Source organism: Brevundimonas sp., assembly GCF_036677305.1.
Lineage (GTDB): Bacteria > Pseudomonadota > Alphaproteobacteria > Caulobacterales > Caulobacteraceae > Brevundimonas.
Genome location: NZ_JAKFEB010000189.1, coordinates 1 through 14,415 on the forward strand (window position 1 = coordinate 1; position 14,415 = coordinate 14,415).

General features: G+C 71.1%; 17 protein-coding genes. 7 read left to right on the forward strand and 10 right to left on the reverse strand.

What is annotated here, in order from left to right:
- The 4 genes from V6M42_RS11180 to V6M42_RS11195 form a co-directional block, all read right to left on the reverse strand.
- Positions 1 to 837: DUF2793 domain-containing protein (locus V6M42_RS11180; RefSeq protein ID WP_332678524.1), on the reverse strand; the 837-nt coding region annotated here is incomplete at its 3' end.
- Between the two features lie 286 nt (positions 838 to 1,123).
- Positions 1,124 to 1,855, reverse strand: coding sequence for an anti-sigma factor (locus tag V6M42_RS11185; RefSeq protein WP_332678525.1), 732 nt, complete (start codon positions 1,853 to 1,855; stop codon positions 1,124 to 1,126).
- The gene (locus V6M42_RS11190) at positions 1,852 to 2,409 is read right to left on the reverse strand and encodes a sigma-70 family RNA polymerase sigma factor (RefSeq protein WP_332660763.1); all 558 of its coding nucleotides are present in this window, start codon (positions 2,407 to 2,409) and stop codon (positions 1,852 to 1,854) included. Before V6M42_RS11190 ends, V6M42_RS11185 begins: the two co-directional genes overlap by 4 nt.
- A gap of 60 nt (positions 2,410 to 2,469) precedes the next feature.
- On the reverse strand, positions 2,470 to 2,949 hold the full coding sequence (locus V6M42_RS11195; RefSeq protein WP_332660764.1) for a DUF4112 domain-containing protein: 480 nt from the start codon (positions 2,947 to 2,949) through the stop codon (positions 2,470 to 2,472).
- Between the two features lie 38 nt (positions 2,950 to 2,987).
- Between V6M42_RS11195 and V6M42_RS11200 the strand changes: the two genes are divergently transcribed.
- The gene (locus tag V6M42_RS11200) at positions 2,988 to 3,983 is read left to right on the forward strand and encodes an endonuclease/exonuclease/phosphatase family protein (RefSeq protein WP_332678526.1); all 996 of its coding nucleotides are present in this window, start codon (positions 2,988 to 2,990) and stop codon (positions 3,981 to 3,983) included.
- On the opposite strand, the gene V6M42_RS11205 is transcribed toward V6M42_RS11200, so the two are convergent.
- The 6 genes from V6M42_RS11205 to V6M42_RS11230 all read right to left on the reverse strand — a co-directional run bounded on the left by V6M42_RS11205 (position 3,964) and on the right by V6M42_RS11230 (position 8,823).
- Entirely contained in the window at positions 3,964 to 5,181 is a 1,218-nt protein-coding gene (locus V6M42_RS11205) for a CCA tRNA nucleotidyltransferase (RefSeq protein ID WP_332678527.1), read from the reverse strand. The two genes, V6M42_RS11200 and V6M42_RS11205, sit on opposite strands and share 20 nt — an antisense overlap.
- A complete protein-coding gene (locus V6M42_RS11210) occupies positions 5,178 to 5,840 on the reverse strand; it encodes a CoA pyrophosphatase (protein WP_332678528.1) in 663 nt (220 codons plus the stop codon). Before V6M42_RS11210 ends, V6M42_RS11205 begins: the two co-directional genes overlap by 4 nt.
- A complete protein-coding gene (locus tag V6M42_RS11215) occupies positions 5,837 to 6,403 on the reverse strand; it encodes a DUF1285 domain-containing protein (protein WP_332678529.1) in 567 nt (188 codons plus the stop codon). The genes V6M42_RS11210 and V6M42_RS11215 overlap by 4 nt, the downstream gene beginning before the upstream one ends.
- A gap of 41 nt (positions 6,404 to 6,444) precedes the next feature.
- A complete protein-coding gene (locus tag V6M42_RS11220) occupies positions 6,445 to 6,900 on the reverse strand; it encodes a GNAT family N-acetyltransferase (protein WP_332678530.1) in 456 nt (151 codons plus the stop codon).
- Between the two features lie 64 nt (positions 6,901 to 6,964).
- Positions 6,965 to 7,738, reverse strand: coding sequence for an enoyl-CoA hydratase (locus V6M42_RS11225; RefSeq protein WP_332678531.1), 774 nt, complete (start codon positions 7,736 to 7,738; stop codon positions 6,965 to 6,967).
- Positions 7,735 to 8,823, reverse strand: a complete 1,089-nt coding sequence (locus tag V6M42_RS11230; RefSeq protein WP_332678532.1) for an MBL fold metallo-hydrolase — start codon at positions 8,821 to 8,823, stop codon at positions 7,735 to 7,737. Before V6M42_RS11230 ends, V6M42_RS11225 begins: the two co-directional genes overlap by 4 nt.
- Before the next feature lie 140 nt (positions 8,824 to 8,963).
- Between V6M42_RS11230 and V6M42_RS11235 the strand changes: the two genes are divergently transcribed.
- The 6 genes from V6M42_RS11235 (at position 8,964) to V6M42_RS11260 (ending at position 14,250) form a co-directional block, all read left to right on the forward strand.
- Positions 8,964 to 9,770, forward strand: a complete 807-nt coding sequence (locus V6M42_RS11235; RefSeq protein WP_332660775.1) for a hypothetical protein — start codon at positions 8,964 to 8,966, stop codon at positions 9,768 to 9,770.
- Positions 9,771 to 9,897: 127 nt separating this feature from the next.
- Positions 9,898 to 10,914 (forward strand): hypothetical protein, encoded by a 1,017-nt coding sequence (locus tag V6M42_RS11240; RefSeq protein WP_332678533.1) that lies wholly within the window; start codon positions 9,898 to 9,900, stop codon positions 10,912 to 10,914.
- A 110-nt stretch (positions 10,915 to 11,024) separates the two neighbouring features.
- Positions 11,025 to 11,822 (forward strand): exodeoxyribonuclease III, encoded by a 798-nt coding sequence (xth, locus tag V6M42_RS11245; protein WP_332678534.1) that lies wholly within the window; start codon positions 11,025 to 11,027, stop codon positions 11,820 to 11,822.
- Between the two features lie 3 nt (positions 11,823 to 11,825).
- Positions 11,826 to 12,341, forward strand: coding sequence for a hypothetical protein (locus V6M42_RS11250; protein WP_332660778.1), 516 nt, complete (start codon positions 11,826 to 11,828; stop codon positions 12,339 to 12,341).
- Positions 12,342 to 12,402: 61 nt separating this feature from the next.
- Positions 12,403 to 13,311, forward strand: a complete 909-nt coding sequence (locus V6M42_RS11255) for a cobalamin biosynthesis protein CbiG (RefSeq protein WP_332678535.1) — start codon at positions 12,403 to 12,405, stop codon at positions 13,309 to 13,311.
- A 3-nt stretch (positions 13,312 to 13,314) separates the two neighbouring features.
- The gene (locus V6M42_RS11260) at positions 13,315 to 14,250 is read left to right on the forward strand and encodes a glycerophosphodiester phosphodiesterase family protein (protein WP_332678536.1); all 936 of its coding nucleotides are present in this window, start codon (positions 13,315 to 13,317) and stop codon (positions 14,248 to 14,250) included.
- The last annotated feature ends 165 nt before the right edge of the window (positions 14,251 to 14,415 follow it).

The following is a 14,415-nucleotide window of genomic DNA, read 5'->3' on the forward strand; positions in this document are numbered from 1 at the left end:
GCCGCCCCCGCCGCCGCCCGGCCGCGCGCCCGAGGCGCCGAACGCGCCGCTTCCGCCGCCGCCTCCCCCGCCCACAGCCACCGCCTCGACGGTTCGGGCCCAGGCGGGCGGCGTCCAGGTTCCCGAGGCGTTGAAGGCCGTCGCCGAACGCCGCGCGGCGCCCTGGGCGAACAGCGCCCGGCCCGTCCCCCGCTCGACCGCAAGAACCTCGCGCCAGTCCGATCCGTCCGCGCTGACCTTCAGCCTCAGGTCGTCGTCGCCGACCAGCCCAAGCTCGGCCCGGCCGCCGTATCCGCTCTGGAACACCAGCGACAGGACATCGTCCGCCGTCTCCTTGTTCAGCGTCAGCCGCAGGTCGCCGGTGCCGCCGTACGCCGCCTCCCGCGCGGTCCACAGGGCGTTGTTGAGCCTGGCGAGGAAGGGGTTCCAGCTGTCGGCCGCGGCGCCGATCCCGAGCCGGTCCAGGTCATGGATCTCGCCCAGCCGCCGCCCCAGCGGGACCCAGCCGTCCCAGTGCCGCACCACCAGCTCGGCCGCGTCGACGACCAGAACCACCAGCCCGTCCGGCGCCGCGACCGCGCTCCACCCGCCGCCCTCGGCCCGCACCAGCGTTCCCTCGGTCCGCGCGCCCCAGTCCGCACCGGTCGCGCCGGCGGGCAGGATCCACAGGGCGCCGTCCGTCGGAGAGACCGGCTGGACCGTCACGGTCCGGCTGACCACCGCCGTCTGGACCAGGGCGTCCAGCCGGGTCAGGGCCTCGTTCAGGGTCACATGTTTCTGCATCTGCCCGGCCGCCAGATAGGGCAGCTCCAGCCGGGCGCTGTGGTCGTCGCTCATCACTCTCTCTCCGCTCGGGATGTCGGAGATCAGTGTGGGGGCGTTGCTTCCTGCGGCTCGAAGATGACGCTGCTCAAACGAAAACCGTTCGGGAAATCAGCGACATGACTTTCGCAACTCGTCTGGTTCGCAGCGAAAGGGTAGCGGGGAAGCCGTGGATGGAAGGGCTGGACGGCCTCCCCGCCTGACGTGCCCGTTGGCTGTCAGGACCAGGCGGGAGCGCTTGCGCACGCCCGCAACGGACTCGTCAGAGGCAGCTACGCGGCGTCGCCGCGTCCGGATGCGGTCAGAGACGCTGAAGTTCGCCCGAGGCCACGACGGGACCGTCGGGCTTGTCCGGCGCCGGCGTATGGCCCGGCGTCTCCATGGAGACAGCCACCGCCCTGGCCTGTCCGGCCTTGCCGGAAAGCGCGCGGCCGAGGTTGTGCCGCGAGGTCGCCGAGCCGTCGATCGCGCCGACCAGCTGGACGCCGCCCTCGGGCATGACCAGCCACAGGTGCGGCACGCGCGTATCCCCGGCCATCTCGGTCGTCGGCGCCAGATACAGCTCGCCGCTGACCGGGTCGTAGGCGATGGTCATGGCCGCGTGGCCGTTCTCGAGCGTCAGGGTCGCCACCCGGGTCACGGCCACGGGCGCTTCGGGCGCCGGCGCGGGCGGGACCGGCGACGGCTGGGCCAGCAGCACCACCACCGCGACCAGGCTGGCGGCCAGCAGACCCGTCGAGCCGACCGCCCAGGTGCGCCAGAAGGCCAGCCGGCGATTGTCGTTGGCGGCGACCGGCGGCAGGCCCGCCTCGACCCGCGGCCAGACATATGGCGACGGCGTCACGGGCGCGATTTCGTCGGCCATCCCGGCCAGCCGCTCGTTCCAGGTCTCGACCTCGGCCGCGAAAGCCGGATCGGCGGCCTCCCGCGCCCGGGCCGCGGCCTCTTCCCCGGGCGACAGGACGCGCAGCGCCAGCTCGCCGGCCAGGGCCTCGTTCTCGTCCATGCCGTCGGTGTCGGTCGGATCGGTCATGATTCCAGACACGCTCTCAGCCGCATCAGCCCCCGGCGGATCCAGCTCTTCATCGTTCCCAGCGGCACATTCTCACGCGAGGCCAGCGCATCATAGGTCACGCCCTCGATAAAGGCGGTGCGGATGGCGCCGCCCGTGCGGTCGTCCAGTTCTGCGAGGCAGTCGTTCAGACGGCGCACGTCGTCGCCGGCCTCCAGCGCCTGGGCCGGAGAGGGTCCGTCGTCGGCCACGTCGAAGGCGTCGTCGATGGGGGTGGACCGGCGCATCGACGCGCCCGACCTCAGCCGGTCGATCGCCCGGTTGCGGGCGATGGTCACCAGCCATGTGATCGGGCTCGCGCGGGACGCATCGAAGCTCCCGGCCTTTCTCCACACGGTCAGATAGGTGTCCTGCAAGACGTCCTCGGCCAGCTGTCGGTCGGCCAAGATACGCAGGGTCACCCCCAATAGCTTCGCGGAGGTCGCTTCATAGACCTGGCGGAAGGCGGCCCGGTCGCCCTGCCCGGCCTGGCCGAGGGCCATCGCCAGTTCATCGCGGGTAAGGATGGAACTCATACGGGCGTCCGGCAGACCATGGGTGGTAACTGGCGGGCCCTGCCCGTCTTCGTCAAGCGCTCAGTCATGGAGATAGACGATCCGGCGAAGCTTCGGGTTCCGGCGCATGTCGGCGACGTGCCGGTCGTGTTCGCCCGAGGCCCGCGCCTCGCGCTCGTTCGCCTCGACCCAGTGGGTGCTCTCGATATCCTTCTGCAGCGCCTTGGCCGCCATCAGGTGTCCGGGAAAGAAGAAGTCGATCGCGTCCCCGGCGAGACCCACCAGGGGAACCTCGCCGACCGCGCTCGTGGCGCTGTCCAGCCCCAGATAGCCGACCATCCGCATCAGCGTTCCCGGCGTCGCTCTCGCCTGGGCCGCCTGAAGCAGCAGCCACCCGGCCGCGCCCACGCTGTAGACTGTGCCCACCACGGGAATCCAGGTCAGCAGACCGTCCAGTCCGACGCCGAACGGGCCTATGCCCACGGCCCGGTCAGACAGTTTCTTGACGCCCTCGACATTGGACCAGATCTTCTCGATATCCGCGACGGACCGTCTGGCCATGCCTGCCCCTCTCCAGTTAAGCGAGACCGTAACGCGCCATGACGAACCCCGTTCACCGTGAAAGGCAAGGACCGCGCCCGGGCGATCCGTGGGCGCGGGGACGGCGGATCGGAACGCTGCTGCAACTGGCCCTCCTCGCCCCCTTGGCGCTGGGGCTGCTGGCGCTGTCAGGCGTCGGTCATCGGTGGGTCGACGTCCTGTTCCAGTTCACGGCGCCGGTGCTGATCCTGACCGCTCTCGTGACCATTGCGCTGGTCGCCGCCCGCATGAAGGCGGCGGCCCTGACCGGATTGGCCGCTACCCTGGCCCTCGCCCTGGCCGTGGCGCCGCAATGGTTTCCGGCCGCGGCGACGCCCCGGCCCGGCGCGCCCGTCGTGCGGCTGTATTCCGCCAATCTCTGGGCCCTCAACACCGATGTGGAGGCGATCGAGGCCTCCATCGTCGCGGCCGACGCCGACATCGTGGTGCTGGTCGAACTGGGCGATGCCCCGGCCGCGCGGCTGGAACAGGTGCTCGCCCGCCACCCCCACCGGATCGCCACCCCGCGCATCGACCGCCCCAGCGGCGCCGCGCGATCCGTCATCGCCTCGCGCTGGCCGTTGACGGAGATCCGCGACCGGCCCGACGGCCTGCATGCGGTCGGGGCCACGGTCCGGACCCCGCTGGGGCCGCTGAACGTGCTGGGCGTCCATCTGACCCGCCCATGGCCGTTTCAGGAGCAGTGGGGCCAGATCAGCCAGACCATGGCGCTGGACGACGTCGTCTCGGACCTGACCGGCCCGGTGGTCGTCACCGGCGACTTCAACAGCGTGTCCAGCGCCCGCATCGGCCGCCAGATCCGGCGCGACATCGGCCTTGTCCCCGCCCCGGGGTTCCCGGGCACCTGGCCCGGCGCTGCGCCGTCGATGTTCGGCGTGGCCATCGATCATGTCTACCGCTCGCCCGACCTCGCCTTCGTCAGCCGCCGGCTGGGGCGCCCCACGGGGTCGGACCATCGTCCTGTGGTGACCGAAGTCACCCTCGCGGCGGATTGACCAGGGCGGCCAGCCGTTCGGCGTGGCCATCGGCAGGGAAGTCGTCGGCGATCCAGCCTTCCTCGAACGCCTTGAGCAGCCGCCCGGTCTCCGGTCCAGGTTCGACGCCCAGCTTTGCGACCTGACGCCCCCCGACGGGCAGACGCGGCGGGGTCCAGTCCCGAACCAGACCGATCAGACGGCGCGCGTCGTCGCCGCGTCCGGGCGTCTCGGCCCAGCGCCGGTGCAGGGCGTCAGAGACGGCCCGGGCCCCGTGGCGATAGACGGCGGCCCGCGCCGCGGCGTCGCTCATTGACAGGCCGACAACCCCGTCCGCCAGCGCCGATCCGACCAGCCGGTCCCGCGTGGCGTTGGCGAACCGGAGCCGGGTCGAAACCTGCCGGACCACGGCCTCCTCCGCCGGAAACAGCGCCATCAGCCGCAGCACCGGATCCTCCGACGCGCCGACCACCGCATCGAACAGGGTCAGCGACGCTTCCGGCAGCAGCTGTTCCAGCACCCCGGCCTCGCCCATGGCCTTCATGGCCGGGCGCGGATCGGGCGCGGTCAGCAGCTTCATGAGCTCCTTCGACACCCGCTCGGCCGACAGCCGGCTCATCCCCGGCGCCAGCTTGCGGCACGCAACCAGCGCCGCCGTATCCGGCTCGCCGCGCCCGTACCAGGCGAAGAAGCGGAAGAAGCGCAGGATACGCAGATAGTCCTCGGTAATCCGCGTCTCGGGATCGCCGACGAAAACGATCCGCCCCGCCTCGGCGTCCGCAACGCCATGACCGGTCGGATCGAACACCTGACCTTCGCCGTCGGCATAGAGGGCGTTGAGCCGGAAATCCCGTCGCGCCGCGTCCTCGGCCCAGTCGTCCGTGAAGGCCACGGTGGCGTTGCGCCCGTCGGTGGAGACGTCGCGGCGCAGGGTCGTGATCTCGAACGGCGTCCGCTGGCTCACCGCCGTCACCGTGCCGTGCGCCATGCCGGTCGGCACGGCCTTCAGCCCGGCGGCGCGGATCGCCTTGTCGGTTTCTTCCGGCTTCAGCGTCGTGGCGATGTCGATGTCGTCGACCGGCGCCCCGATCAGGGCGTTGCGCACGCAGCCGCCGACGAACCGGGCGCAGCCCGGGCCGCCCGCCGCTTCCAGCGCCGCCATCACCGCCCGGGTGGACGAGGCCGTCAGCCAGGGCTGGTCCGTCAGCCGGATGCTCATGCCGCATCCTCCGCCGCCGCCGCTTCGGGCGCATCTTCAAGACCATACAGCCGGGTGTGAAGCGAGCGGATGACCCCCGCCGTCACGCCCCAGATGTAGCGCTCGCCATAGGGCATGGCCCAGTACCAGCGGCGCGGCTGGCCCTCGCGGTCCCAGGCGTCGCGCCGGTGGTTGGCGATGTCCATCAGGAAGTCCCAGGGGACCTCGAACACCTCCGCCACCTCTTCCGGAGCGGGCGTGGTTTCGGGAGGGTCATTGAGCCATCCGATCACCGGCGTGATCAGGAATCCCGTGCCCGTCTCATAGGCGTCGCCGACGCCCAGAACCTCGACCTTGGCCGGGTCCAGCGCCACCTCCTCCATCGCCTCGCGCAGCGCGGCCTCGACGGCCGTTTCGCCCGGGTCCAGCCGTCCGCCCGGGAAGGCGATCTGGCCGGTATGGCTGGCCAGGCTGTCGGCGCGGCGGGTCAGCAGCACCGTCGCCCCCTCCGGCCCGGCGATGACCGGGATCAGCACCGCGGCCGGACGCAGCGTCCGTTCCGGTCGGGCCGTCCCGGGGTTCAGATCGAAGTCGGAGCGTGTGGCCGCGGCGTCCGGCAGCCAGTTCGCGGCCGGCTCCAGCCGTTCGATCAGCCGCGCGCGCAGGGTCGACAGGCTCATTCCACGCCCGCCCCGACGGGACCCAGGGCGAAGGCCGCGCCGTTCGAACGCACCGTCAGCCGCCCGTCCTCGACGTCCGCCATCTCGACCAGTTCATAGAAGACCGGCCGCGCGATCCGCGCCCACAGGTCGGCGCGCACCCGCACCGACGGCGAGGGCTCGCCCGTCCGCGGATCGGTTTCCACGACGATGGGGTGTTCGGGCCCGGCCTCGGCCTCGTCGCCGACGTCGGTGGTGAAGACCAGGGCCTCGCCGCGCCGCGCCACGGTCACCGCCAGGAACGGGAGGTCTTCGACCGTGATCGACAGCTTCTCGCCCGGCGTGACCAGCACATAGCCGTCGTTATCCTTGCGCAGAACGGTCGAGAAGAGCCGCACCAGCTCGGCCCGGCCGATGGGCGAACCCTCATGCATCCACACGCCGTCGCGCCGGATGACGATGTCGATCGCGCCGCAATGCGCCGGATGCCAGAGATGCACAGGGGGCAGGCCCCGGCCCGGCGCCTGTTTCGCCGCCTCGGCGACTCCGGCCAGACCGGTCCTGTTGTCGGCGGTGGAACCCATGGTCCAGACTTAGGCGTCGGAGCGACGGCGGCAAACCCCTTCTATCGGACGGGGCGCACCGGACCCGTGGGCGAACCCTCGCCGCGCCACAGCACGCGCGCGCGGTCCACCGGCCCCGGCAGCTGTACGCCGGGCGCGACCGCAAAACCGAAACGTTCAAAATAGCCCATGTCGCCGACCAGCAGGATGTCGTCCCCGACCCGGGCGGCGTGATCGACACAGGCCTGCACCAGATCGGCGCCCAGCCCGGCTTTTCGGCTGTCCCGGGCCACGGCGATGGGGCCCAGAAACAGGGCCGGCGTTTCGCCGACCGTGATCCGCCACAGGCGCACCGAGCCGATGACCTTTCCCTCGTCGCGCGCCACGAAGGCTGCGGCCACGCCGGCGCGCTCGCGCAGGCGTTCCGCCGTCTTGGCGAACCGGCCCGGACCGAAGGCGGCCAGAACCAGCCCCTCGACCGCCGCGGCGTCGGCGGGCGTCTCGGCTTCGATGCGCACAGGGGCGGGCTTTGGCGGAGCGTCGAACATCAGGCGGCGCAACTACGGCCCTCGCCCCGCCGAATCAACCGGCTTTCGAGAAATCCGGGGCGCGCTTCTGGCTGAAGGCCATGAAGGCCTCCATCGCCTCGGGGCTCTTCATCTGGCTGCCGAAGGCCTCGCCCTCGCGCTGCATCAGGGCCCAGAGACGTTCGGAATCCCGCATCAGCGCCTTGGTCTTGCGAATCGAGTTCGGCGCGCGCGTCGCCAGCTTGCCGGCCAGTTCCGCAGCCACGGCCTCGACCTGATCGGCCGGGACGGCCCGGTTGGCCAGACCCCAGGCCAGGGCCGTCCGCCCGTCGATCGGCTCGCCCAAAGCGAAGATCTCGAACGCCCGCTGATGGCCCAGCACCGCCGGCAGAAGCAGCGAGGAGGCGGCCTCCGGCGCCAGCGCCAGATTGATGAAGGGCGCCGACAGCAGGGCGTCCTCGGCCACCACCACCATGTCGCAATGCAGCAGCAGGGTCAGGCCGATGCCCACCGCCCGGCCCCGCACCGCCGCCACCGCGGGCTTGTCCAGCTCGGCCAGCGCCTTCAGGAAGCGGAACACCGACATGTCCAGCGGCTCGCCCGTCTGCGATCCGATGGCGATGAAGTCGGCGATGTCGTTGCCGGCCGAGAAGCTGTCGCCGTCGCCGCGGAACATCAGCACGCGGACAGCGTCGTCCGTCCGCGCACGCTCCGTGGCGTCGGACAGGGCGGCGTACATGGCCTGGGTAATGGCGTTCTTCTTCTCGGGCCGCGACAGGGTCACGGTCAGAACGCCGCCCGCCAGCTCGGTGCGAATGTGGTCGGTCACGCCGCCTCTCCCTCGTTGATCATGGTCCACCAGTCGACGCCGTCGGCGTCCCGCGTCCGGCTGACCCGGCCGCGTTGCAGCAGATAGTTCAGATGCGCCAGCGCCTCGCCCGTCGCCATGCCCCGCACGCCGTCGCCGACGGGCCGCGCGAACAGGGCGCCGAAGACGTCGACGGCGCGTTTCGGCTCTCGCAGCGTCTTCTCCAGCCGTTTCAGCGCCGTCATATGGCCGCGGATCAGGGCGTCCAGCCGCGCCTGCACGCCCCGGAACGGCTCGCCATGCGACGGCAGCACCAGCACGTCGTCCGGGAACACCGTCTTCATCCGCTCCAGAGACGCCAGCCAGTCGCCCAGCGGGTCCGCCTCCGGCTCGGTCGGCCAGACGGACACGTTCGAGGATATCTTCGGCAGGATCTGGTCGCCGCCCAGCACCACCCCGTCCGCCTCGCGCCACAGGCAGGCGTGCTCCGGGCTGTGCCCCTCGCCCACGACCACGCGCCAGTCCTGACCGCCGATGCGGATCCGGTCGCCCTCGCGCATCCGCGTGTAGCCCGATGGGAGCGGCGACACGGCCCGGCCGAACTGACCGTATTCGCGGCGATACGTCTCGACCTGCGCCTCGTCCCATCCCGCGGCGCGATAGTGGACCGCGCCCGCTTCCGGCGCGGGCTGGCCCGTATCGGCCAGCAGCATCCGGCCGGTGACGTATTCGAGCCGCGTCATGGTCAGGCCGACGCCGAACCGCTGGCACAGCCATCCCGCCAGGCCGATGTGGTCGGGATGCATGTGGGTGCAGATGACCCGCGTCACCGGCCGTCCTCCGAGCGGGCCCGCCAGCAGGGCGTCCCAGCGCTCGCGCGAATCCGGGATGTTCAGCCCGGTGTCGATCAGGGCCCAGCCATCGCCGTCCTCGACCGCGTAGACGTTGATATGGTTCAGGGCGATCGGCATCGACAGCTGCATCCACAACACGCCCGGCGCGACGGCGACGGCCTCGCCGGACCCGGGCGGAACCGGATACGGATAGGTCAGGCCGCGCGCGTCTCGCGCCGCCAGGTCGTTCGCCGGATTCACGCCGTCGGCCAAGTCCGTCTCCAATCAAAACTCAATCCGTAGATTGGCCAAAGCCGAGGCGCTCGTCCAGCCCGCCCGGCGTTGGGACTTGACCGGGCTCCGACAAGCGCAAAGGGTATCGGTCTGGAAAAACCACTGGAGGGAGGTTCAACGTGCTCAACCAAAAGATGCTCGTCCTGCTGATCGGCGCCTGCGCCTTTCTTCTCGCCGCCGAGCCGGCAGCCGCCCAGAAGGGCGTCCTCGGAGCGGGGGCCGGCGTGGGATCCGGCGAATGGGCTCCCAATGTTCCTCCCGGGAGCCTGGTCGACGCGCCCGCGAACACCGCCATCACGCGGGACAACACCAGCGGCTCCCGCCTGCACCGCCAGAGAGAAGAGGAACGCCGCCAGGCCGAAAGACGGCGTCGGGCCCTGCGTGGCGAGGCGATCGCTCCGATCACGAACAATCCGGCCCAGATCCGCGCAGCCGCCCAGTCGGTCGCGTCCGCGGCCGGTCTGGACTGCCAGGTGACCGCCGCCTCGCACCCGGGCGTGGATGCCAATGAGGCGCCGATCTACGAGGCCGCCTGCGCCGAGGGGCAGGGCTACCTCCTGATCGCGTCGACTCCGGCGCAATCCTTCGGTTGCTTCGAGCTGGAAGGCTCCGCCGCGCTCGCGCGTCTCGACAACCCGGCCGCCGAGGTGGGCCAGCTGTGCGAACTTCCGTCCAACCAGAACAGTCTGCCCCTGATCGGCGGCTGGGCGCGCGAGGCCGGCGTCAGCTGCCAGGTCGACCGGGCCGTCCTCGTCGGCAGGAGCGTCGGGAGCAATCCCATCTATGAGATCGGCTGCGCCGACGCCGATGGCTACTGGCTCGAAAAGGCCGGGGAAGGCTGGGTGCTGCAACGCTGCGCCCAGATCGTGGCCAGCGGGGAAACCTGCCGCTTCTCCGCGCGCCGGGATCAGTCCTCGGCCGGCTGACCGCCTTGTGACAGAGCCTCCTCGCCCCGGCTCCAGGCCGCGGGCGAGGCGCGCTGTCCGTGTCGCCTTGACCCCGCCACAGGTGGCGGCCAAGGGTGACGACGATTGTCCCCTTGGAGCCTCCCCCGTGTTCGACAAAAAGATGCTTCCCCTGATGGGCGCCGCCTGCGCGCTTGTCCTCGCCGTCGTCCAGCCCGCCGCGGCCCAGACGGCCCCTCCGTTCGGGGGCGCCGGCTCCAGCGCGCCCGGCAGCGCCACCGACCCCAACCCCACGTCCGTGACGCGCGACACCAGCGGTTCGCGCATGAACCGCAATACGGCCGAAGGGCGCCGCCAGGAGCGCGCGAACAGTCAACGCGAGCGCCAGGCCGCCGCGGCCGCCGCCGCCACGCCGGAACAGATCCGCGCCGAAGCCCAGGCCCAGGCCACGGCCGCCGGCCTGACCTGTCAGGTCACCGAGGCCGTCAATCCGGGCGTGACCGCCGAACAGATCAAGATCTATGAAGCGGCCTGCGCCTCCGGCCCGGGCTACATCCTGATCGCGTCGACGCCGCCCCAGAATTTCGACTGCCTCGAACTGGCCGGCACCGCCTATACGGCCCGGCTGCGCGATCCCGCGGCCGACGTGGGCCAGCAGTGCGTCCTGCCCGCCAACCAGAACGGACTGGCCGTCATCGGCGGCTGGGCCCGCGAAGCAGGCGTGGCCTGCACGGTCGACGAGGCCGTCGCCATCGGCAAGAGCAGCGAGAACAACATCGTCTATGAAGTCGGCTGCACCGGCGTCGACGGCTACTGGCTGGAAAAGGTCGCGACCGGCTGGAAGCTGCAGGACTGCCTCCAGATCGTCTCGGTCGGCGGAACCTGCCGGTTCACCACCGCCCAGGAACAGGCTGACGGCTTCGAGCCCAAACTGGCCGGCACGGACGCCGCGGCCTGCGACGTCGCCCAGGTCCGCCTGATGGGATCCAATCCCAATGGTCGCTTCTACGAAGCCAAATGCGCCGCCGAGGGCGAAGGCTATATCGCCCGCGTCAGCACCGCCGGCGTGACCGAGCAGATCTATCCCTGCGCCACGGCCCAACGCATCGGCAACGGCTGCACCCTGACGCCGGCTCCGGCCGCCGCTCCCGCGCCGACCGAATAGGTTCGGCCCGCCTCTGACGAAGACGACGCCCCGGGGTTCGCGCCCCGGGGCGTTTTCGTTTTCACGATCCCGCTTCACAGACCGGGCCGACACGCCGTACTCATGGCGTCATGCGCATCGCCACCTGGAACGTGAACTCGGTCAACGCCCGCCTGCCGACGGTGCTGGCCTGGCTGGAGGCCGCACAGCCCGACGTGGTCGGCTTCCAGGAGATCAAATGCCTGGACGAGAAATTCCCGCGCGAGGCCTTCGAGAGCCTCGGCTACAATGTCGAGACCAACGGGCAGAAGACCTACAACGGCGTCGCCCTGCTCTCGAAATATCCGCTCAGCGACGTGCGGCGCGGTCTGCCCGGCGTCGACGCCTCGGGCTTCGAGGCCGAGTTCGAACAGGCCCGCTACATCGAGGCCGTGATCGAGGCCCCCCGCCCGGTGCGCATGGGCTGCATCTACCTGCCCAACGGCAATCCGATCGGGACCGAGAAATTTGCCTACAAGCTGGCCTGGATGGAGCGGCTTCAGGCCCATGCGAAGGACCTTCTGGCGCAGGAGGAAGCCTTCACCCTGTGCGGCGACTACAACGTCATCCCTACGCCGGACGATGCGAAGAATCCCTCCGCCTGGGTCAATGACGCCCTGTTCCAGCCCGAGAGCCGCGCCGCCTTCCGCGCCCTGAACCATCTCGGCCTGTCCGAGGCGGGCGAACTCGGCAAGCAACCGCCCGGGACATACACCTTCTGGGACTATCAGGCGGGCGCCTGGCAGCGCGATCACGGCATCCGCATCGACTTCCACCTGCTGTCGCCGCAGGCGGCCGATCGCTTCGTGGGCATCGAGACCCACCGGGACGCCCGCGACATGGATAAGCCCTCCGACCACGTCCCCGTCGTCGTCGAGCTGGAGGACTAGGCCGTGGCCGACGCGCTTCGGGTCATCCTGCTCGTTGCGCTGATGGCCGCGGCGCTGACCACCGCTGCGCTCGTGCTTGCCTGGTGGATGGAGCCCGTGCGCCGCATGAAACGGGCCCTGCTGAAGTCGCTGGGCGCCGTGCCCGAGGCCGAGGCCCTGTCGCCCGCCGAGGGCCGCGCCGCCGGCCTCGACTTCGACGGGGCCCAGGTGGCGGTGCTGTGGAATCGCGGCGGCTCGGGTCTGGTCTATGCCTTCGAGGAGATCGAGGGCGGCGAGATCATCGTCGACGGCCATGTCGTGGCCCGCGTCCGCCGGGGCGAGGCGCGCAAGGCGCTGGACGTTCTCGCCCCCGAGGCCGAGCAGGTGACCCTGCGGCTTTTGTTCGCGGACGCCCGTCATCCGGAGTTCGAACTGGCCCTGTGGGACGCCACCCTGCCCGTGCAGACGGGCTCTCCCGGCGAGGCCCTGCGCCTCGGCCGGCGCTGGCTGTCGCATCTGGAAGCTCTGCTGAAGGGGTAGTCGCCGATCAGGAGGAGGGCTAGAAGCGCCCCTTCTGTTTCGCGTACCCAAGGATGCTCCCGTGGCCCGGCTGTTCGACGCCTACATCATCGCCGACTGGACGGCCGCCGAGGGCAAGAAGCTGGGCGACGGCTCGGTGTGGCTGGGCGTGGCCAAGCGCGACGTGCGCTTCCGCCTCTATACCGAGACCCACAACGTCGCCACGCGCGCCGAGGGCGAGAAGCTGCTGGCCTCGCTGCTGGCCGAACACCGCAAGCGCGGCGACCGGGTGCTGGTCGGGTTCGACTTCAACTTCGGCTATCCCGCCGGCACCGCCGCGCGGCTGAAGCTGACGGGTGCGCCCGCCTGGTCGGCGATGTGGAAATTCATCGCCTCCAACGTGGTCGACAAGGCCGACAACACCAACAACCGCTATCAGGTCGCCGCCAAGATGAACCGGCTGATGACCGACGAGGCCTGGCCCCTGTGGGGCGCGCCCGCCAATCAGGCGCAGCGCTGGCTGACCACGACCAAGCCGCCCGCGGGCGCGGGCGCCGACATCCCGGAATACCGGGCGACGCAGGACGCGGTCCGCAAGGGGAAGCTGCAGCCCAAGTCGGTCTGGCAGATGCATGGCGCTGGCGCCGTCGGCGGCCAGACGCTGGTCGGCATTCCCGCCGTGCGCCGCCTGCTGGAAAGCCTCGGCCCCTCGGGCGCCGTCTGGCCGTTCGGCACGGGCTGGCGCGCGCTGGACACGGCCGACGTCGAGCCGCTGTCGGCGCTGGTGGTCGAGGTCTATCCGTCCATGTTCGACGCCAAGCCCAACCCCGGCGAGTTCAAGGATCAGGCCCAGGTCCGCGTCACGGCCGAGCATTTCGCCAGACTGGACGAGACCGGCGCCCTGTCCGCCGCCTTCGCCCCGCCCAAGGGCGCGGACGAGGCCCTGATCGCGCGCGTCGAGCAGGAAGAAGGCTGGATCCTGGGAGCCTGACGGCTGACCCGGCCCCTGATCATTGCGCATCGCGGGGCCTCGGGCGAACGGCCGGAGCACACCCGGGCGGCGTATGAGCTGGCGATCCGGCAGGGCGCGGATTTCATCGAGCCCGATCTGGTGATGAGCCGCGACGGCGTCCTGATCGTGCGCCACGAGAACGAGATCGGCAGCACGACCGATGTCGCCGCCCGGCCGGAGTTCGCCGCCCGCCGCACGTCGAAGACGGTCGACGGCTGGCCCGTCGAGGGCTGGTTCGCCGAGGACTTCACCCTGGCCGAGCTGAAGACCCTGCGGGCGCGGGAGCGTCTGCCCGAGCTGCGGCCCGCCAACGGCGCCTTCGACCAGGAGGCGATCCTGACCTTCGAGGCGGTGCTGGATATCGCCGCCGGGGCGGGCGTCGGCGTCGCGCCGGAGCTGAAGCATCCGTCGTATTTCGCCGCCCTGGGCCTGCCGATGGAGGAGGCCTTCGTCGGCGTGCTGGAGCGCCGGGGGCTGACGGGCCGGGATGCGCCCGCGCTGGTCCAGTGTTTCGAGGTCGGGGCGCTGCAGCGTCTGCGCGCCCGGGTCGCCACGCCCCTGCTGCAGCTGGTCGCCGCGTTCGGCGGGCCGTTCGATCGGCCGGCGCTGAGCTACGCCGCCATGACCGCGCCCGAGGGTCTGGCCGCAGTCGCCGCATACGCCGACTGGATCGGCGCCGATACGGCCCTGATCGAGCCTGCGCCCGGCGCCCCGACCGCCCTGATCGCCGACGCCCATGCGGCCGGGCTGAAGGTCGCCGGCTGGACCTTCCGGGCGGAGAACGCCTTCCTGCCGGAGGACGACCGGGTCGGCGATGCGCCAGCGGGGCGCGGGCGGCTGCGGGAGCGGCTGGCGCGGTTCACGGGGTACGGGCTGGACGCGGCGTTTACGGATCATCCAGGTCTCCTCGCCGATTGAGCGGGCAGCATTGATCGCCTCGAACGGCGAACCGTAGAAGGTTGGGGAGGGCGCGGGGCGACCGGGCCTCGCCCGGTGCTGTTGCAGAGTTACCGTTTCGACGAGACAGACCGCCCCGCGTCGTCGTTTTCCACGCGCGTGCCGGCCGCCGGCCCTGTTCGGGCC